At 66.2% G+C, this 18,739-nt stretch carries 15 protein-coding genes; 10 read left to right on the forward strand and 5 right to left on the reverse strand.

The genetic code is table 11. The features are described 5' to 3' along the window. Positions 1 to 984: 984 nt before the first annotated feature. The 4 genes from FHT98_RS06665 (at position 985) to bla (ending at position 6,177) form a co-directional block, all read left to right on the forward strand. Complete coding sequence (locus FHT98_RS06665) at positions 985 to 2,043, forward strand: DUF4062 domain-containing protein (protein ID WP_185745083.1); 1,059 nt, start codon at positions 985 to 987, stop codon at positions 2,041 to 2,043. A gap of 101 nt (positions 2,044 to 2,144) precedes the next feature. Next, a complete protein-coding gene (locus FHT98_RS06670) occupies positions 2,145 to 3,323 on the forward strand; it encodes a phosphoserine transaminase (RefSeq protein WP_142113222.1) in 1,179 nt (392 codons plus the stop codon). A 193-nt stretch (positions 3,324 to 3,516) separates the two neighbouring features. Further along, positions 3,517 to 5,106 carry a phosphoglycerate dehydrogenase gene (serA, locus tag FHT98_RS06675; RefSeq protein WP_142113224.1) on the forward strand — a complete coding sequence of 530 codons (1,590 nt, stop codon included), beginning with the start codon at positions 3,517 to 3,519 and terminating at the stop codon, positions 5,104 to 5,106. 69 nt (positions 5,107 to 5,175) lie between these two features. Next, a complete protein-coding gene (gene bla / locus FHT98_RS06680) occupies positions 5,176 to 6,177 on the forward strand; it encodes a class A beta-lactamase (RefSeq protein WP_185745084.1) in 1,002 nt (333 codons plus the stop codon). Positions 6,178 to 6,306: 129 nt separating this feature from the next. On the opposite strand, the gene FHT98_RS06685 is transcribed toward bla, so the two are convergent. Continuing rightward, positions 6,307 to 7,245 (reverse strand): DMT family transporter, encoded by a 939-nt coding sequence (locus FHT98_RS06685; RefSeq protein WP_142113228.1) that lies wholly within the window; start codon positions 7,243 to 7,245, stop codon positions 6,307 to 6,309. Positions 7,246 to 7,328: 83 nt separating this feature from the next. Here FHT98_RS06685 and FHT98_RS06690 point away from each other — a divergent pair, with 83 nt between their 5' ends. The 4 genes from FHT98_RS06690 (at position 7,329) to FHT98_RS06705 (ending at position 11,386) form a co-directional block, all read left to right on the forward strand. Further along, a complete protein-coding gene (locus FHT98_RS06690) occupies positions 7,329 to 8,210 on the forward strand; it encodes a type 1 glutamine amidotransferase (RefSeq protein ID WP_248309160.1) in 882 nt (293 codons plus the stop codon). A gap of 114 nt (positions 8,211 to 8,324) precedes the next feature. Then, positions 8,325 to 8,642, forward strand: coding sequence for a DMT family transporter (locus tag FHT98_RS06695; protein ID WP_061970028.1), 318 nt, complete (start codon positions 8,325 to 8,327; stop codon positions 8,640 to 8,642). 101 nt (positions 8,643 to 8,743) lie between these two features. After that, complete coding sequence (locus FHT98_RS06700) at positions 8,744 to 9,535, forward strand: F0F1 ATP synthase subunit A (RefSeq protein WP_142113231.1); 792 nt, start codon at positions 8,744 to 8,746, stop codon at positions 9,533 to 9,535. A gap of 144 nt (positions 9,536 to 9,679) precedes the next feature. After that, a complete protein-coding gene (locus tag FHT98_RS06705; protein ID WP_185745086.1) occupies positions 9,680 to 11,386 on the forward strand; it encodes a mucoidy inhibitor MuiA family protein in 1,707 nt (568 codons plus the stop codon). A 15-nt stretch (positions 11,387 to 11,401) separates the two neighbouring features. Here the strand turns inward: FHT98_RS06705 and FHT98_RS06710 are convergent, their stop codons facing one another. From FHT98_RS06710 to FHT98_RS06720, 3 genes are all read right to left on the reverse strand, one after another. Next, on the reverse strand, positions 11,402 to 11,986 hold the full coding sequence (locus FHT98_RS06710; RefSeq protein WP_142113235.1) for a tyrosine phosphatase family protein: 585 nt from the start codon (positions 11,984 to 11,986) through the stop codon (positions 11,402 to 11,404). 123 nt (positions 11,987 to 12,109) lie between these two features. Then, positions 12,110 to 13,306, reverse strand: coding sequence for a M20 aminoacylase family protein (locus FHT98_RS06715; RefSeq protein WP_142113237.1), 1,197 nt, complete (start codon positions 13,304 to 13,306; stop codon positions 12,110 to 12,112). Between the two features lie 235 nt (positions 13,307 to 13,541). Then, complete coding sequence (locus FHT98_RS06720) at positions 13,542 to 14,750, reverse strand: M20 aminoacylase family protein (RefSeq protein WP_091856956.1); 1,209 nt, start codon at positions 14,748 to 14,750, stop codon at positions 13,542 to 13,544. 304 nt (positions 14,751 to 15,054) lie between these two features. Between FHT98_RS06720 and FHT98_RS06725 the strand changes: the two genes are divergently transcribed. Further along, positions 15,055 to 16,347, forward strand: a complete 1,293-nt coding sequence (locus tag FHT98_RS06725) for an adenylosuccinate synthase (protein WP_142113239.1) — start codon at positions 15,055 to 15,057, stop codon at positions 16,345 to 16,347. Positions 16,348 to 16,378: 31 nt separating this feature from the next. Beyond that, positions 16,379 to 17,623 carry a hypothetical protein gene (locus FHT98_RS06730; RefSeq protein ID WP_061970038.1) on the forward strand — a complete coding sequence of 415 codons (1,245 nt, stop codon included), beginning with the start codon at positions 16,379 to 16,381 and terminating at the stop codon, positions 17,621 to 17,623. 119 nt (positions 17,624 to 17,742) lie between these two features. Here the strand turns inward: FHT98_RS06730 and FHT98_RS06735 are convergent, their stop codons facing one another. Further along, complete coding sequence (locus FHT98_RS06735; protein ID WP_142113241.1) at positions 17,743 to 18,690, reverse strand: polyprenyl synthetase family protein; 948 nt, start codon at positions 18,688 to 18,690, stop codon at positions 17,743 to 17,745. Positions 18,691 to 18,739: the final 49 nt, after the last annotated feature.

Raw genomic sequence — 18,739 nt, forward strand, 5'->3', positions numbered from 1 at the left:
CCTTGTCGCGTCCTGGCCCCGCAGATGCGGTGCCGCCATGCCTTCCAGCGAGCTCCTCGCACAGGGGCCGTAGTACCCCCAGGGCGGTGCCCCGAAGCCTCCCGGGAGTGGGTCGTAACCCCACCCGCAGGCGCCGCCCCCGCCCCGCCAACGGCATACCTCCGGATGGCTGCCCCTCGGGGACGAGGTGGGGCGAGGATAGGCGCGGCGTGGGAGGGCGGGGATAAGTTTCACGCCACTTTTATCGTAAGGCGCGGGGAACCCTTCTCCCGGATGGGAGAAGGGCAGGGATGAGGGCCTGCCGTTGCTGATGACGGCCGCAGCTGTACCGCCGCGCGCGCTGGCCGTGTGAAATTAATGAGCTAATGACCGGCATAAAGCGCGAGGGCTGCCAGTACGTACGAGAATGCAATGAGAAGATAAGCCATCTGAAGAACCGTCACCGCGACCTCCGTTCGAAATTCGCGGCTGTTCATATATCGCATTATTTTCGCCTGCGGCTGGCAACATCAGCCAAGAACCCGGACATTTCGTGCAAGCCCGTGGGCAAACGACCCACGATTGCTAGGGCCATGACAGATCCCGATCACCCTCTTGGTTTGGCCCATCCACCTTGGCCGTGAATCGCCGTCCGTGGCGAGCTTGCCGCAACTGATCCCAAAAAGGCGCGGGCCCCATCCGCAGCGGCGCCGTCGCACTTCGATCGCCAGCGGCCTGCCCTCACCCCTGCCCCTCTCCCACCCAGGAGAGGGGTTCCCCGCGCATCTCTGGCTCCGGCATGGCATGGGGGGAGGATACGGCCGAAACGCCGCCCACCTGACTAGCGCCCTAGCCTTGCGGCCCTCGAGTTCACGGGCGAACTGTTCCAGAAGTTTTTTGGCATGGGGAAGGTTCCAGGAAAAAGCAAATTGACACTTTTGCCACCCCGTCACCAAATGCCCGGGACTAGAAACAGATCGACCCCGGATTACTGAGGGCACCGCCTTGTCTCACGCCGTAAGATACCAGATTTTTGTAAGCTCCACATTTACAGATTTAAAAGAAGAGAGATCAGAAGTAATTCAGGCAATATGGGAACTAGATTGCATCCCGACCGGAATGGAAGCTTTTCTTGCAACCACCGAATCGCAATGGGACGTTATTAAAAAGGTTATAGATGAGTGTGATTACTATGTGCTTATATTAGGCGGGAGATATGGATCCGTAACTAAGGAAGGATTAAGCTATACTGAACAAGAGTATAATTATGCGAAATCTATATCCGTCCCTGTTTTGTGTTTTGTTCATGGCGATCCGGATAATATTGTAGCTTCAAAAACAGAGGGAGACCAAACAAATCGGCATAGACTGGAAAAATTCCGCGAAAGAGTAATGAACGAACATCCAATTCGAAAATGGACAAATGCCTATGAGTTAGGAGGATTAGTTTCGAGAAGCCTGTCTCGTGCAATAAAAGTGAACCCACGTCCAGGGTGGACAAGGAACACCGGAGTATCAAATATAGAATTATTGGAAAAGATAAACCTTTTAACAACCGAAAACTCAGAACTTAAATCAAAGCTAGCTACAGCTAGCGAATCAAATCCAAAGACAGATATTTTCGAAAGCGGTGAAAACGAAATAAACCTTATAGGATCTGCTTATATTTATAAAAAGAACGAACACCAATCAAATAGAAAGTTTATCGAGTGGTCAGCAGTCGCGTCTTGGGACGATATCTTCAAGAATGTCGGACCGATACTATTAAATGAAGCAACAGAAACAAATTTTAAAGAAATGCTATCTCGATTTATAGGATGGACAAAGGATTTTAAAATAAGCGATAATAATATTTTTTCGAAGTATATTTCTCAAGAAACTTTCGCAGAAACTTTAATTCAATTTAGAGCGCTAGGATTAATTACCAAAGGAACCAGAAAACGCCCGGTGACCGACAAAGAGAATTACTGGGCCTTGACAGATATGGGAGAAAATTACCTGGTAACACTATTAGCAAAACGAAAAAAGGAATCGCAATCCGACACAAGCGATCTTTTTTCTTGAACAGACGCACCGCCTTGACTCCCCCCGCCTCCCATCCTACCCCCATCGACGGGACACGCCCCCCCAACGGGGCGCGCCCATCTGTAAGGATGGAGACATCGATGGCGAATACCGTTCCGACCACGCGCCCGCGCGTGCCTAATTTCTCGTCCGGCCCCTGCGCCAAGCGCCCCGGCTGGGCCCTCAAGAACCTCTCCGACGCCCCGCTTGGCCGCTCGCACCGCGCCAAGATCGGCAAGGACAAGCTCAAGCGCGCGATCGACCTGACGCGCGAGGTGCTGCAGGTCCCCGCCGATTACCGCATCGGCATCGTGCCGGCCTCCGATACCGGCGCCGTCGAGATGGCGCTCTGGTCGCTGCTCGGCGCCCGCGGAGTCGACATGGTCAGCTGGGAAAGTTTTGGCGCCGGCTGGGTCACCGATGTCGTCAAGCAGCTCAAGCTCGCCGACGTCCGCACCTTCGACGCCCCCTATGGCGAATTGCCGAACCTCAAGAAGGTCGACACGAAGAACCGCGACGTCGTCTTCACCTGGAACGGCACCACCTCGGGCGTGCGCGTCGTCGACGCCAGCTGGATCGCTGACGATCGCGAGGGGCTGACCATCTGCGACGCCACCTCCGCCGCCTTCGCCCAGCGCCTCGACTGGCCAAAGCTCGATGTCGTCACCTTCTCCTGGCAGAAGGTGCTCGGCGGCGAGGCCGCGCATGGCATGATCGTGCTCTCGCCCCGCGCCGTCGCCCGGCTCGAAAGCTACAAGCCGGCCTGGCCGCTGCCGAAGATCTTCCGCATGACCTCGGGCGGCAAGCTGATCGAGGGCATCTTCACCGGCGAGACCATCAACACCCCCTCCATGCTCGCGGTCGAGGACTATATCGACGCGCTGGAATGGGCCTCGAAGGTCGGCGGGCTCGACGGCCTGGTGAAGCGCGCCGACGGCAATGCCCGCGTCATCGCCAAGTTCGTGCGCGAGAACGACTGGATCGACTTCCTGGCCGTGAAGCCGAAGACCCGCTCCAACACATCAGTGTGCCTGAAGTTCACCGATCCGGCCGTGACGGCGCTGGCGGCGGACGCGCAGGCGGCCTTCGCCAAGCAGGTCGTGTCGATCATCGAGAAGGCCGGCGCCGGCTACGACCTCGGCCATTACCGCGACGCTCCTCCCGGCCTGCGCATCTGGTGCGGCGCGACCGTCCAGTCGCGCGATGTCAAGGCGCTGCTGCCCTGGATCGCCTATGCCTTCGCCGAGGCGAAGGCGGGGCTCGGCAAGAAGGCGGCGTAAGCGCTTTACACCCACGCGCCGTCATCCCGGACAAGCCACGCAAGTGGCGCAGATCCGGGATCCATGCCTGAACCGTTCCGGCATGGATCCCGGGTCTCCCTCCGGTCGCCCGGGATGACCCGCGCATTTCCAATTCATTGATGTCACGCGCCAGACCGCTCCCTGTGTAGCGCGGCGCCAGCCGGAGCCTCCCATGCCCGCACCCAAGGTCCTGATTTCCGACGCCCTCTCCCCCGCCGCCGTCCAGATCTTTAGGGATCGCGGCATCGACGTGACCTTCGATCCCAACCTCGGCAAGGACAAGGACAAGCTGGCCAGCGTCATCGGCGATTATGACGGCCTCGCCATCCGCTCGGCCACCAAGGCGACCGCCAAGCTGCTGGAGCAGGCGACGAACCTCAAGGTCATCGGCCGCGCCGGCATCGGCGTCGACAATGTCGAGATCCCTGCCGCGACCGCGCGCGGCGTGATCGTGATGAACACGCCCTTCGGCAACTCGATCACCACCGCCGAGCACGCCATCGCCATGATGTTCGCGCTCGCCCGCCAGATCCCCTCGGCCGATATCTCGACCCAAGCCGGGAAGTGGGAGAAGAACCGCTTCATGGGCGTCGAGATCACGGCCAAGACGCTCGGCCTGATCGGCGCCGGCAATATCGGCTCGATCGTCGCCGAGCGCGCCATCGGCCTCAAGATGCGCGTCATCGCCTATGATCCCTATCTCTCGCCGGAGCGCGCGGTCGCGCTGGGCGTCGAGAAGGTCGAGTTGGACGAGCTTCTGAAGCGCGCCGACTTCATCACGCTGCATGTGCCCATGACCGAGAAGACGAAGAACATCCTCTCGGCCGAGAACCTCGCCAAGACCAAGAAGGGCGTGCGCATCATCAACTGCGCCCGCGGCGGCCTCGTCGACGAGCAGGCGCTGGCCGATCTGATCAAGTCCGGCCATGTCGCCGGCGCGGCCTTCGACGTGTTCTCGGTCGAGCCGGCGGAGGCGAACCCGCTCTTCGGGCTGGAGAACGTCGTCTGCACGCCGCATCTCGGCGCCTCCACGAACGAGGCGCAGGAGAATGTCGCGCTGCAGGTCGCCGAGCAGATGAGCGATTACCTGCTCAAGGGCGCGATCACCAATGCGGTCAACTTCCCCTCGATCACGGCGGAAGAAGCGCCACGCGTGAAGCCTTTCGTCGATCTCGCGGAGAAGCTCGGCTCCTTCCTCGGTCAGCTGACCGAGGCAGCCGTGAAGGGCATCCGCATCGAGTACGAGGGCGCGGTCGCGAGCCTGAACCTCAAGGCGATCTCGGCCGCCGCGATCACCGGCGTGCTGCGTCCCTTCCTGCCCGAGATCAACATGGTCAACTCGGCCATGATCGCGAAGGAGAAGGGCATCGTCGTCGAGGAATTGACCCGCGAGGTCGCCGGCAATCTCGAAAGCGTCATCCGCATCGTGGTCGAGGCCGAGGACATGCCGCGCCATGCCTCGGGCACGGTGTTCCATGACGGCAAGCCGCGCATCGTCGAGGTCCGCGACATCGCCATCGATGCCGAGTTCGCGCCGCACATGCTCTACGTCCGCAACGCCGACAAGCCGGGCTTCATCGGCCAGTTCGGCTCGCTGCTCGGCGGCGCCGGCGTCAATGTCGCGACCTTCGCGCTCGGCCGCGACAAGCCGGGCGGCGACGCGATCTGCTATGTCGCCGTCGACGAGCCGATCTCGGATGAACTGCTCGACAAGATCCACGCGATCCCGATGGTCAAGCGCGCCCGGCGCCTGAAGTTCTGATCCGCCGGTCCGGCGCCCCAGCGCCGCCGCAATTCTCGTCCCCTGTGGTGCCTGCCACAGGGGATGTCCATGTCTGCCCGCCTTCGCCTCGCCGCTGCCGCCCTCGCCTGCCTCGCGGCCGTCCCGGCCCTCGCCGACTGGGATCGCGACAAGCTCGACAAGGCGATCGAGGGCATCGAGCAGCAGGCCGAGGGCCGTCTCGGCGTCGCGTTGATGGACTTGCGCGATCGCAAGCTCTGGTCGCATCGCGGCTCCGAGACCTTCCCGATGCAGAGCGTGTTCAAGCTGCCGCTGGCGGTCGCGGTGCTGCAGCAGGTGGAGGCGGGGAAGTTCAGGCTCGACCAGCCGATCACGGTCACCCGCAAGGATTTCTCGCTGTTCCACAGCCCGCTGGCCAAGGCCTTCAAGGGCGAGCGCAACGACTATCCGCTGCGCGAACTGATCCGGCTCGCGGCCGGCGAGAGCGACAACACCGCCGCCGACCTCTTGATGCGCGAGATCGGCGGCCCGCAGGTGGTGACGAAGATGCTGCGCGACGGCGGCGTCCAGGGCATGTCGGTCGATCGCTACGAGCGCCAGTTCCAGCCGGAGATCTACGGGCTCAAGGGCTTCGGCTGGGATCAGGTCGTCGACGAGAAGGCGTTCCGGGCCGAGCTCAAGGCGATGCGGCCGCGCCTGCGCATCGCCGCCCTGTCGAACGCGCTCAAGGACAAGCGCGACGCCTCGACCCCGGAGGCCAGCGCGCAGTTCCTGGAGGCCTTCGCCAAGGGCAATTGGCTGCGCGACCCCGCGCATGCCGCCTTGTTGACGCAGATCATCACCGAAACCAAGGTCGGCGCCGATCGCATCAAGGCGGGACTGCCAGCGGGCTCCCGGCTCGCCCACCGCACCGGCGCCGGGCTGACGACGGATGGAATCAACCACGCCACCAACGATATCGGCATCGCGACGCTGCCGGACGGCCGGCGCTTCGTCATCGTGACCTATCTCGCGGGTTCCCGCGCCGATGCCAAGGAGCGGGAGGCGGCTCTGGCGGATGTCGCGCGGCTCGCGGTTTCGGCGCTGCGCTGAGAGCGGTCGCATGAGCCGGCGTCATGCTCGGGCTTGACCCGAGCATCTCTGGGCACGAAAGCGCCTCTTCCTTGCAAGAGATTCTCGGGTCTGCGCTTCGCTTCGCCCGAGAATGACGGCGAGACTTTACTACCGCCCCAATCGCTCGGCGATGAAGATGCCGCCGAGCACCAGCACCAGCGCCAGCGCATGATAGAGCCCGAAGGGCTCGCCGATGATGAGCACGGCCAGGATCGGCGCGAAGACCGGCACGAGATTGACGAAGACGCCGGCCCGGCCGGGCCCGATCAGTTCGATCGCCCGCATGAAGGAAAGCTGCGAGACCATCGAGGGGAAGATCACCGTGAAGGCCAGGATCAGCCAGCCCTGCGTCGTCGGGATATAGGAACGTCCCAGCGCGATCTCGGTCGCGAGCAGCGGCAGCGACGCGATGCAGGCGAAGCTCGCCATCGCTATGAAGAAGACGAGGCCCGGCACCGGCGGCCGCTTGCGGACGCCGACGGTGAAGCCGGCATAGAGCACGCAGGCGATGATCATCAGCACGTCGCCCGGCACGAAGCGAAAGGCCGTCAGGGTATGGATGTCGCCGCGGCTCGCGGTGACCACGACGCCGAGCAGCGTAACCGCGACGCCGATCCCCTGCATCAGGGTGATCCGCGTGCGGAACACCAGGAAGGCGCCCATCAGCACGAAGACCGGGATCGAGCCTTGCAGGATGCCGATATTGATCGCGCTGGTCGAATAGGCTGCGAGATACATCAGCGTGTTGAAGGTGGTGAAACCGAGCGCACCGAGCAAGGCGATCAGCCGCCAATGCGCCCGCAGCACCGGCCAATGCGTCCGCAACTGGTCGCGCAGCAGCCAGGGCATGATCGCGCAGACCGCCACCCAGCGCAGCGAGGTCAGCATCATCGGCGAGATGTTGCCGACGGCGAGCCGGCTCGCCACGGCATTGCCGGCCCACATCAATGTGGTCAGCACCATCAGCAGGTAGGCATTGCCCCAGGCGCGTTGCAGCCAGGTCTGGGTGGGGTGCACGTTTCGGCCCTGTTGCGAGAAAGGGCTCATGCAATACCCTTGCGTGTACCCCGCTCATATGAGATCGGGCGCACACCTGCCCGTCGCCCTGCGCATCCCTGCGGAACATCCCGATGATCGAAACCAGCGCCCGCCCGCTCCGCCTGCTCTTCGTCGACGGCAACATGCACGAGACACGCGAAGGGCTGCGCAAGGCTTACGGCATGGCCTATGGCGAGGCCTATGCGGCGGAGATCGCGGCGATCGCGCCGGGCATCGTTTCCGATATCTGCCTGCCGGCCGACGAGGGCGCCAACCTGCCGGACAGTGCCGGGCTCGAATCCTATGACGGCATCTTCCTGACCGGTTCCGCCCTGCACATCTACGACATCACCCCGCCCGTGACCCGGCAGGTCGAACTGATGCGGGCGATCTATGCCAGCGGCACACCCTGCTTCGGCTCCTGCTGGGGCGTGCAGGTCGGTTCCGTCGCGGCCGGCGGCACCGTCACCGCCAATCCCAAGGGCCGCGAGACCGGCTTCGCCCGCCGGATCACGCCGACCGAAGCAGGCCGCGGCCACAGGCTGCTCGCCAGCCGCCCGGCCGCCTTCGATGCCCCGGCGATCCATCTCGACACCGTCGCGCTGCCCGCGCATGGCACGACGATCCTCGCCTCCAACGCCTACAGCCAGGTCCAGGCCGCCGAGATCAAACACAATGGCGGCACCTTCTGGGGCGTGCAGTACCATCCCGAATTCTCGCTCAAGCAGATGGCCGCGATCCTCGGCCGCATGGTGCCGCTGCTGATCGAGGAAGGCTTCCGCAAGGACGAAGCTTCGGCAAAGGCCTGGCTCGACGATCTGCGCACGCTCGACGCCGATCCGGACCGGCAGGATGTCGCCTGGGCGCATGGCCTCGACCGCGAGGTGCTCGATGCCGGGCGCCGCGTCACCGAGCTCCGCAACTTCATGGAGCATCGGGTCAAGCCGCACGCCAGCGCGCGCGGACGCGCCTGAGCCGTGACCTTGCCATGACGCTGGGCGATCGCTAGATCAGCACCCGCGAGGCCACGACCTCCCCCAACCTGGGACATGTGCCGGGACGACCCGACAAACCATGGGGGACCCGCTATGGCGTGGCTCTATCTTCTTTCTGCAGGCGTACTCGAGATCGTCTGGGCTTTCACCATGAAGCAGTCGGACGGCTTCACGCGCCCGATGCCCACCGTGATCACCATCGTCACGATGATCGGCAGCTTCGCCCTGCTCTCGCTGGCGATGCGCTCGCTGCCGCTCGGCACGGCCTATACGATCTGGACCGGCATCGGCGCGGTCGGCGCCTTCGTCGTCGGCGTCACCGTGCTCGGCGAGGCGCTGACGCCGATGCGCATCGCCGCCGCCCTGCTGATCGTCTCGGGCCTCGTCATGATGAAGCTCTCGGCGAGCTGACAGCCGCTCTTGCCAAAGCGGCCGGCGCCTTCTAGGCAGGCCGCGCCTCGGGACGACCCGCGGCCTTCGTGAACTCACAGGGGACGGCCCCACGACGCGGAATGCTCCGCGGCGTCGCGCAACCCCGTGAGCGGAGGCCCCTCGCCGTGGCCAATCCCAGTGACCAGTTCATCGTCAAGACCCTCGTGCCGTTGCGAGTCGGCGGGCTCGATCTCGGCTTCACCAACGCGTCCCTGATGATGGTGCTCGCCACCGCCGCGATCGCCGGCGGGCTGATTCTGGCGACGCGCTCGCGCGCCATCGTCCCCGGCCGCGCCCAGGCGCTGGCGGAGATGCTCTACGAATTCGTGGCGAAGACGCTGACCGACGCGACCGGGCGCGAGGGCATGCGCTTCCTGCCGCTGATCTTCTCGCTCTTCCTATTCGTGCTGGTGCTCAACCTGTTCGGCATGATCCCAGGCGCCTTCACCGTCACCAGCCATATCGTCGTGACCTTCGCGCTCGCCATGCTGGTGATGGCGACGGTCGTCGGTTACGGCGTGCTGCGCCATGGCTTCGGCTTCCTCAGGCTCTTCGTGCCCTCCGACGTGCCGAAATGGCTCCTGCCCTTCATCACGCTGATCGAGATCGTCTCCTTCCTGTCGCGGCCGATCTCGCTGAGCCTGCGCCTCTTCGCCAACCTGCTCGGTGGCCATATTGCACTCAAGGTCTTCGGCAGCTTCGTCGCGGCCTTGCTCGCGGCTGGCGTCAGCACCTCGTTGCTCGCGCCGCTGCCGCTGCTGATGACGGTCGCGCTCACGGCGTTCAGATTCATGGTCGCGGTGCTGCAGGCCTATGTCTTCACCGTGCTCGCCTGCATCTATCTGAACGACGCGCTGCATCCGGGCCATTGAGTTGCCGGATCGCTCCTGCAAATGCAGGACGCTTCCGGCGCATCCCCCGCCTATCCGCATTCCGGCCCAATTCCGCCTTGGGCACGCCGAATTCGGCAGCGCCAATCACGGCGACGTGATTGCGACCTGGAGGGGATGATTTCGATGCGAAGCCATATTGCCGCAGCCCTGTTTCTCGCACCCGGCCTCGCCGTCGCAGCCGAGACCGAATTGTCGAGCCGGATCGACCGCGTCACGGTCTTTCCGGACGGGGCGGTGGTGACGCGGCTCGGCAAGGCCGACTTGCTGCAGGGCGTCTCGCAGATCGTGCTGCGCGGCCTGCCGGCGACGATCGACCCCGCCTCCATTCGCGTGGAGGGCAAGGGCTTGGCGCAAGGACTGGGTGACGGGGCCTTCTCGGTCGGCGCGGTCGATGTCCGCATTACGCCGGGCGATGCCAAGCCCGTGCTCGACACGGTGATGGAAGAGAAGCTCAAGACGCTGCGCGACGAGAAGGAGAAGCTCTCCGGCCAGATCGGCGCGATCGAAGCGAAGCGCGCCACGATCGAGCGCTTCGCGCAGGTCGGCCCCGACAAGCTCGGCCCCGACGGCAAGGCCCTGCCCGTCGGCAACTGGCCGGCGGTGTTCGAGGCGATCGGCACCGCACTGGTCAAGGTCCAGGACGAATTGCGCGGCACCCGCAACCGCCTCTCCGATGTCGAGGCCGAGATTGCCGCACTGGAGCGCGCCCGCCCGCCGGCCGGCCGCCCCGGTGCGCCGAAGCGCGACATCGCCATCGCCGTCGAGGCGCCGCAGCCGGTCGCGGCCGAGTTCACCGTCACTTATCGCGTTACCGGCGCGAACTGGACTCCGACCTACGAGGCGCGACTGACGACGACCGGCGAGAAGCCGGAAATCGCCCTGACGCGCCGCGCCGAGATTCGCCAGCGCAGCGGCGAGGCCTGGGACGATGTCGCGCTGACCCTCTCGACGACGCGCTCGGCTGGGGGCACGCGCGCGCCGGAGCTGACGCCGATGCAGGTGGCCTTCTTCGAGCCGCCGGTGGTCTATGAGAGCCGCCCGCGCGTCAGCGCCGCGCCTGCTCCGATGGCCGGCCGTGCCAAGGCGGAAGCCGAGGCCATGGCGGACGCGTTGGCCAAGCAATCACAGCGCGCCGTCACGGCCAAGCCTGCCGAAATCCAGGTCGCCACCATCGAGGCCGGCGCCTATCAGGCGAATTTCCAGGTGCCCGGCCGCGCCTCGATCCCGCAGGACGGCAGCTCCAAGACGGTGACGCTGACCCAGCGCAAGACCGAGGCGACGCTCGCCGCCCGCACAGTCCCCGAGCTTGAGCAGAAGGCCTATCTCGAAGCCGGCTTCGTCCATGACGAGGAGGCGCCGCTCCTCGCCGGCCGCGTCGCGCTGCATCGCGACGGCACCTATGTCGGCATGGGCCAGTTCAATCTGGTCGCGCCCGGCGACAAGGTCGAGCTCGGCTTCGGCGCCGACGATCGCATCAAGGTCTCGTTCGCGCCGGTGAAGCGCCGCGAGAACGATCCGAGCTGGCTCGGCCAGACCCGCACCGACCTGCGCGAGTTCCGCACGGTGGTGAAGAGCCTGCATGCGAAGCCGGTCAAGGTCACCGTGCTGGAGCGCATCCCCTTCTCGGAGAGCAGCGGGATCACGGTCGAGACCATCGCCGCCCAGACCACCCCGCCGACCGAGAAGCAGGTCGGCGACCGCCGCGGCGTCGCCGCCTGGACCTTCGATCTCGCCCCCGGCGCCGAGAAGGAGATCAAGCTCGCCTACCGCATCAAATGGCCCGGCGACCGCGAACTCTCCTACGAGGAGCAGCCGCTGCCGGGGAAGTGAGCCGGCAGCCTTCGCTCAGAGCATGAGACCCATCTCGATCTCGCGCTTGCGGCCGAGATCGTTCATCCAGGTCCGGTATTTCGGCTGTATCTCGAGCTGATGAGCGTAATGCCGCCGCAGCGCCTGCGTCAGCCGGCCGCCGCGGCCGAGCTGCTCGTCGGCGAAGCCTATCATCACCGAATTCGGCCAGGCCTGCGGCCGGATCTCGCGCAGGCGCGCGAACAGCGCGTCCTCGTCCTCGGCCGCGTCGGCCTGCGCCATCAGCGTCATCATCGCCGCGGTCGAGCGCGAGATGCCCATATGGCAATGCACCAGCAGATGGCCTTTGACGCGGCCGGACGCGGTCCCGCGCAGGCCCTCGCCGAAATTCAGGATCTCGCCGACATGTTCCGGCGTCGGCATGATCTGGCCGGGGAGCGGATCGATGATGTCGTGGAAGCGCAGCGTGACGCGATGATGCTCGCCATAGGTCCCGAAGGCATCGATCTCGGCCCGGTCGGGATCGATCACCGAGAGCACATGCGTCACCTCGCGGGCGCTGTTGCCGGGCAGTTCCTCGATGCCGCAGATCGTCAGGGTCGAGATGGACAGGGTCTTCATGGCGCGCCTCCGCTGCGGAGCCCGCCGCGTAGCGCTCTTGCGCCGGCTATACAACCACCGGGGATGACGGGCTGCCCTGCATGATTGCAGCCGGCCCCTGGGGGCCGGCCACGATGATCGTGATCAGGCGGCCTTGGCCTGCCCGAGCTCCTGATCGACGACGCCGACCCAGTAGCGAACGCCGTCCGGGATGATCTCGTCGTTGAAGTCGTAGAGCGGCGTATGCAGGCCGGCAGAGCTGCCATCCGGATCGACGCCGTTGCCGATGAACATGAAGGCGCCGGGTCGCTCCAGCATCATCTCGGCGAAGTCCTCGCCGCCCGTGCTCGGCGGAAGCTTGTCCTCGACACGCTCGGCGCCAGCCGCCGCGCTCGCCGCAGCGACGCCGACCGCGACCTGCTCGGCCGCGTTGATCAGCGGGCTGGTGCCACGACGGTAGAAGGCTTCCGCCTTGCAGCCCCAGGCCTGGGCGGTGCCCGCCGCGAGCTCGGCGATGCGGCGCTCGACGATGTCGCGCACCTCAAGCGAGTAGGTGCGGGCCGTGCCGCCGATGACAAGCTCGGACGGAATCACGTTCGAGGCGTTGACGTCGCCGCCATGGATGTAGCCGACGCTGATCACCGCCGTGTCGAGCGGGGGGACGTTACGGCCGACAATGCCTTGCAGGCCGAGCACGAAATGCGCCTGGGCATAGGTGATGTCGGTGGAAAGATGCGGTTGCGAGCCGCCATGGCCGCCGACGCCGTGGAAGGTGACCTTCCAGCTATCAGCCGCCGCCAAGAACGGGCCGACCGCGGTGCCGAAGTTGCCGGGCGCCATGCCGGGCACGTTGTGCAGCCCATAGATCGCGTCGCAGGGGAAGCGCTCGAACAGCTTGTCGGCGAGCATCGCGTTGGCGCCACCACGACCTTCCTCGGCCGGCTGGAAGATCAGGTTGACGGTGCCGGCGAAGTCGCGGTTCTCGGCGAGGTAGCGCGCCGCCGCGAGCAACATCGTGGTGTGCCCGTCATGGCCGCAGGCATGCATCCGGCCCGGGTTCTTCGAGGAATAGGGCAGGTTCGTCGTCTCATCGAGCGCCAGGCAATCCATGTCGGCGCGCAGGCCGACCGCACGGCCCGGCTTGTTGCCGCGGATCACGCCGACGACGCCGGTCTTGCCGACATTCTCGGTGACCTCGACGCCCCATTCACGCAGCTTGTCGGCGACGAGCTTGGCCGTGCGGACTTCTTCGAGGCCGAGTTCGGGATGGGCATGGATGTCGCGGCGGATCGCGGTGAACGCAGCGTGATGCTGGCCGAGCCAGGCGTCGAGCTTGGTCATGATCGGTGCTTTCCCTCTCCTGCGGCATCGGGAACGTGAGCTCAGAGGATGTCCCGACCCGCTGCATAGCGCAGAATTTTTCGAAATACGTCGAACGCTCGGCCAGCCGCCCCGGCCGAAACAGTGCGGGCCATCCGAATAGAGCGAAGCCTGGATCGGCCCCCGTGTCGAACGGCCGGGGATCGTCCACGCCTCCGGTCGCTCGGAGCGACCGGAGGCGTGGAAAGACCGGGCGCTACTCCGCCGCGACGGCGCGCAGGCCCTGTCCGAGTTCCTGGTCGACGACGCCGACCCAGTAGCGCACGCCGTCCGGGATGATCGCGTCGTTGAAGTCGTAGAGCGGCGTATGGAGGCCGACGAAGGAGCCGTCCGGGTTGACGCCGTTGCCGATGCGCATGAACGCGCCAGGGCGCACCAGCATCATCTCGGCGAAATCCTCGCCGCCCGTGCCGGGGCGCAACTGGCCGTTCACCTTCTCGGCGCCGACAGCCGCCGACGCCGCGGCAACGCCGACGCGAACCTGCTCGGCCTCGTTCACCAGCGGGCTGGTGCCGCGATGGTAATAGGCTTCCGCCTTGCAGCCCCAGGCCTGAGCCGTCGCCGCTGCGAGCTCGCCGATGCGACGCTCGACGAGATCGCGCACTTCCATGGAATAGGTCCGCGCCGTGCCGCCGATGACGAGCTCGGAGGGGATGACGTTCGAGGCGTTGACGTCGCCGCCATGGATATAGCCGACGCTGATCACCGCCGTGTCGAGCGGGGCGACGTTGCGGCCGATGATGCCTTGCAGGCCCAGCACGAAATGCGCCTGGGCATAGGTGATGTCGGTCGAGCGATGCGGCTGCGAGCCGCCATGGCCGCCGACGCCGTGGAAGGTGACCTTCCACGAGTCAGCCGCCGCCAGGAACGGGCCGACGGTGGTGCCGAAGGTCCCGGGCGCCATGCCAGGCGTGTTGTGCAGGCCGTAGATCGCGTCGCAGGGGAAGCGCTCGAACAGCTTGTCGGCGAGCATCGCGTTGGCGCCGCCGCGGCCTTCCTCGGCCGGCTGGAAGATCAGGTTGACGGTGCCCTCGAAATCCCGGTTCTCGGCGAGGTAGCGCCCGGCCGCGAGCAGCATCGTGGTGTGCCCGTCATGGCCGCAGGCATGCATCCGGCCCGGGTTCTTCGAGGAATAGGGCAGGTTCGTCGTCTCATCGAGCGCCAGGCAATCCATGTCGGCGCGCAGGCCGACCGCACGGCCCGGCTTGTTGCCGCGGATCACGCCGACGACGCCGGTCTTGCCGACATTCTCGGTAACCTCGACGCCCCATTCACGCAGCTTGTCGGCGACGAGCTTGGCCGTGCGGACCTCTTCGAGGCCGAGTTCGGGATGAGCGTGGATGTCGCGGCGGATCGCGGTGAAGGCGGCATGGTGCTGGCCGAGCCAGGCATCGAGCTTCGTCATGGTCGGTGAAATCCCCTCTCCAGTGGCCCGCGGCGGCATGGCCCCTCCATCGCCGCCCGCTGGCCCATAGCCCTTACGCCCGATTGTGGCAGCATCACTGCGCAGATGCTGCAGACCCGCCATGCTCAGGCAGTTTATCCCCTCGGATCACGGCCCGGCCTGCCGAAAAACTTGACCTGCGGACCGTGTTGGCCCATGAGGGCTTGCAAGGACCTGCCCCGAAACCCCGGCCTTGCGCCGGGGTTTTGCATTTGCGCGGGCCGCTTGCAGAAGGCAACGCGGTAACAGCAGGGACACCTCGCTCATGGCGAATGTTGTGGTGGTCGGCGCCCAGTGGGGCGACGAGGGCAAGGGCAAGATCGTCGACTGGCTTTCCAGCCAGGCCGATGTCGTCGTCAGGTTCCAGGGCGGCCATAATGCCGGCCACACGCTGGTCATCGATGGCGTCGTCTACAAGCTCTCGCTGCTGCCCTCCGGCATCGTCCGCCCCGGCAAGCTCTCGGTCATCGGCAACGGCGTCGTCGTCGATCCCTGGCATCTCGTCGAGGAGATCGCCAAGCTGCGCGCGCAAGGCGTCGCGATCACCCCCGACAACCTGCGCATCGCCGACAATGCGACGCTGATCCTGCCGCTGCACCGCGAGCTCGACCATTTCCGCGAGACCTCGAATGCCGGCATGAAGATCGGCACGACCAAGCGCGGCATCGGCCCCGCCTATGAGGACAAGGTCGGCCGCCGCGCCATCCGCGTCATCGACCTCAAGGACGAGGCGCTGCTCGAAGCCAAGATCGAGCGCCTGCTCGCCCATCACAACGCGCTGCGCCGCGGCCTCGGCATCGGCGAGGTCGATGCGACGGAACTGCTCGGCCAGCTCAAGGCGATCGCCCCGGACGTGCTGCCCTATGCGACCTCGGTCTGGGCACTGCTCGATGCCGAGCGCCGCGCCGGCAAGCGCATCCTGTTCGAGGGTGCGCAGGGCGCTCTCCTCGATGTCGACCACGGCACCTATCCCTTCGTCACCTCCTCGAACATCGTCGCCGGCCAGGCCGCGACCGGCTCCGGCATGGGCCCCTCCGCGGTCGGCTATGTGCTGGGCATCGCCAAGGCCTACACCACCCGCGTCGGCGAAGGTCCGTTCCCGACCGAGCTCTTCGACGAGATCGGCGAATTGATCGGCACCAAGGGCAAGGAATTCGGCGTCGTCACCGGGCGCAAGCGCCGCTGCGGCTGGTTCGACGCCTGCCTCGTGCGCCAGACGGTCAAGACCTCCGGCATCGACGGCATCGCGCTGACCAAGCTCGACATCCTCGACGGCTTCAAGGAAATCAAGGTCTGCGTCGGCTACAGGCTCGACGGCCAGGTTCTCGAGCATCTGCCGGCCGGCCAGAACGACCAGGCCCGCGTCGAACCGATCTACGAGACCATCGAGGGCTGGGAAGGCTCCACCGCCAATGCCCGCTCCTGGGCCGACCTGCCGGCACAGGCGATCAAGTACGTTCGCCGCATCGAGGAGCTGATCGGCGCCACCGTCGCCGTGCTCTCCACCAGCCCCGAGCGCGACGATACGATCCTCGTCCATAACCCCTTCGAGGGTTGACGCGGCGCAACAACAGCGACAAGTGAGGCCAATGGCCGACTTCTATCCGATCCTGGCACGTGCGGTAGCCGGGCTGTCCGAAACCTCCCCGGAGGCCCGGCGCGCCATCTACGACCGGGCGCGGGCCGCCCTGGTCTCGCAGCTGCGTGGCCTCGACCCGCCCTTGAGCGAAGCCGAGATCATGCGCGAGCGCCTGTCGCTCGACGAGGCCGTCGCCCGGATCGAGGCGGATTACGACGAGGCTCCCGCGCCGCCGCCGGCAGCGGGCGGCCCGGTGATCCGCACCGTCGAGAATCCGACGCTGCCGATCCGCCCACCGACGCCGAAGAAGGCGCCGGAATTCGCGCCGCTCCCCGCCGCCGCGGGTGAGGACGACGGCGAGCCCCTGCCCGAGCCGGCCGAGCCGCAGGCCGCCCGGCCGCGGGTGCTGCCGCCGCGCGAACGACGGGTGAAACCCGGCCATATCCGTTCTGCCGTCGTCGGCGGCGTCGTGGCGGTTGCGGTCGCCGCCATCGCCGCCACGGCCATCTATGTCCACAAGCTCCGGCCCCAGGACACGCCGCGCCCGAACAGCGAAACGGCATCGCAGCCGGCGCAAGCCCCCCAGTCCGACAATGGCGGCAAGATCGCCGAGCGCGTCGGCGAGCCCGGCGCCCCGCCGCAGAACCGCCCGGCCGGCAGCCAGCCGAACAACGCGCCCGGCATCCCCGTGCCGCAGCCCGGCGGCGAGGTCGCGGTCGCACAGCGCGCCGTCCTCTTCGTCGAGGTGCCCGAGACCCCGCAGCAGCCGCAGACCACGAGCGGCCGCGTGTTCTGGCGCCTCGACAGCGAGAGCGCCGGCCAGGGCCGGCCGATCGAGACCATCGTCCGTGCGACCGTCGAGATTCCCGATGTCGGGCTGAGCCTCGACTTCACCATCCGCCGCAACACCGATTCGGCTTTCCCGGCCTCGCATATCATCGGCCTGCGCTTCACCAGCACCGGCGACCCGGCGACCCAGACCGTCAAGGAAGTCGGCGTTCCCCAGTTCAAGAGCGAGGAAGGCGAGCGCGGCGCGCCGCTCTCGGCGATCAACTCGGCGCTGGGTGACAATCTCTTCGTGGCGGCTTTGTCGAACGTGCCGGTCGAGGTCGAGCGCAATACCGACCTGATCCTGAGCCGCAGCTGGATCGACGTGCCCGTGCGCTTCGCCTCGGGCCGCCGCGGCATCATCACCTTCGAGAAGGGCGTTTCCGGCAGCCAGACGCTCGCCGACGCCTTCGGCCGCTGGCGGTAGGGCTGATATCCGGCCGTCATTCTCGGCGAAGCGAAGCGCAGACCCGGGAATCTCATGACCAGAAGACGCTGGTCTCCGAGATACTCGGGTCAAGCCCGAGCATGACGGCGCTCGATTTTCTAGCTCTTCCGCTCGGCCGCAAACCGCGCCGCAGCCCGGAGCACATCCGCATCCGGGCCGAAGCCGGCAAGCGCTTCCACGGCCTCGCCGCTCAACCGGTCGCGCTCGCGCTTGGCCCCGGTGAGGCCGAGCGCGCCGACCAGCGTTCCCTTGCCCTTGTCCGCGTCCTTGGCCGTCGCCTTGCCCATCTGCGCAGCATCCGATTCGACGTCGAGGATGTCGTCGGCGATCTGGAAGGTCGCGCCCAGCGCCCGGCCATAGCGCCCGAGCGCCACCAGCGCCGCCGTATCGGCGCCGCCGAGCCGCGCGCCGATCTCGACGCTCGCCGCCAGCAGCGCCCCGGTCTTCATCGCCTGGAGCCGGCGGATCTCGGCCTCCGGAAGCGCGCCGCGCACGGCCTCGAAGCGTCCTTCGGCAGCCAGATCGAACATCTGGCCACCGACCATGCCCCCACAGCCGGAAGCCCGCGCGAGGCTTGTCACCAGCGCCGCCCGCACCGCGCCGGATTCATGCGTGGCCTCATCGGCCAGCACCTCGAAGGCGAGCGTCAGCAGCGCGTCGCCGGCAAGGATCGCCGTCGCCTCGTCGAAGGCCTTGTGCACGGTAGGCCGGCCGCGGCGCAGGTCGTCGTCATCCATCGCCGGCAGGTCGTCATGGACCAGCGAATAGCAATGCAGCAATTCGACCGCGGCCCCCGCTCGCCTGGCCTGCTCCACCGGAACGCCCAGGAACCTTGCCGTCTCGGCTGTCAGGAAAGGCCGAAGCCGCTTGCCGCCGCCAAGCACGCCATGCCGCATCGCGGCGAGGAGGCGCGGCGGGCGCGCGATCTCACCCACAGCCGGAGCATCGGACAGAAGCGCCTCCAGCAGCGCCTCGATGGCGGCTGCATTCTGCGCCAGCCGGGCATCGAGATCGCCGGGATGGACCGAAGGGGGGACGGAACTCATGCGCGGATCTCGCGTTCGCTGCCGGAAGGGGGGCCTTGCCGGACGTTCG

It is taken from the genome of Allobosea sp. AK1 (assembly GCF_006714945.1).
Lineage (GTDB): Bacteria > Pseudomonadota > Alphaproteobacteria > Rhizobiales > Beijerinckiaceae > Allobosea > Allobosea robiniae.

What these genes read in the sequence shown, in the direction of transcription:
- FHT98_RS06670 (WP_142113222.1), top strand. Translation starts at nt 2,145, where the DNA reads ATGGCGAATACCGTTCCGACCACGCGCCCGCGCGTGCCTAATTTCTCG.
- serA (WP_142113224.1), top strand. Translation starts at nt 3,517, where the DNA reads ATGCCCGCACCCAAGGTCCTGATTTCCGACGCCCTCTCCCCCGCCGCC.
- bla (WP_185745084.1), top strand. Translation starts at nt 5,176, where the DNA reads ATGTCTGCCCGCCTTCGCCTCGCCGCTGCCGCCCTCGCCTGCCTCGCG.
- FHT98_RS06685 (WP_142113228.1), bottom strand. Translation starts at nt 7,245, where the DNA reads ATGAGCCCTTTCTCGCAACAGGGCCGAAACGTGCACCCCACCCAGACC.
- FHT98_RS06690 (WP_248309160.1), top strand. Translation starts at nt 7,329, where the DNA reads ATGATCGAAACCAGCGCCCGCCCGCTCCGCCTGCTCTTCGTCGACGGC.
- FHT98_RS06695 (WP_061970028.1), top strand. Translation starts at nt 8,325, where the DNA reads ATGGCGTGGCTCTATCTTCTTTCTGCAGGCGTACTCGAGATCGTCTGG.
- FHT98_RS06700 (WP_142113231.1), top strand. Translation starts at nt 8,744, where the DNA reads ATGCTCCGCGGCGTCGCGCAACCCCGTGAGCGGAGGCCCCTCGCCGTG.
- FHT98_RS06705 (WP_185745086.1), top strand. Translation starts at nt 9,680, where the DNA reads ATGCGAAGCCATATTGCCGCAGCCCTGTTTCTCGCACCCGGCCTCGCC.
- FHT98_RS06710 (WP_142113235.1), bottom strand. Translation starts at nt 11,986, where the DNA reads ATGAAGACCCTGTCCATCTCGACCCTGACGATCTGCGGCATCGAGGAA.
- FHT98_RS06715 (WP_142113237.1), bottom strand. Translation starts at nt 13,306, where the DNA reads ATGACCAAGCTCGACGCCTGGCTCGGCCAGCATCACGCTGCGTTCACC.
- FHT98_RS06720 (WP_091856956.1), bottom strand. Translation starts at nt 14,750, where the DNA reads ATGACGAAGCTCGATGCCTGGCTCGGCCAGCACCATGCCGCCTTCACC.
- FHT98_RS06725 (WP_142113239.1), top strand. Translation starts at nt 15,055, where the DNA reads ATGGCGAATGTTGTGGTGGTCGGCGCCCAGTGGGGCGACGAGGGCAAG.
- FHT98_RS06730 (WP_061970038.1), top strand. Translation starts at nt 16,379, where the DNA reads ATGGCCGACTTCTATCCGATCCTGGCACGTGCGGTAGCCGGGCTGTCC.
- FHT98_RS06735 (WP_142113241.1), bottom strand. Translation starts at nt 18,690, where the DNA reads ATGAGTTCCGTCCCCCCTTCGGTCCATCCCGGCGATCTCGATGCCCGG.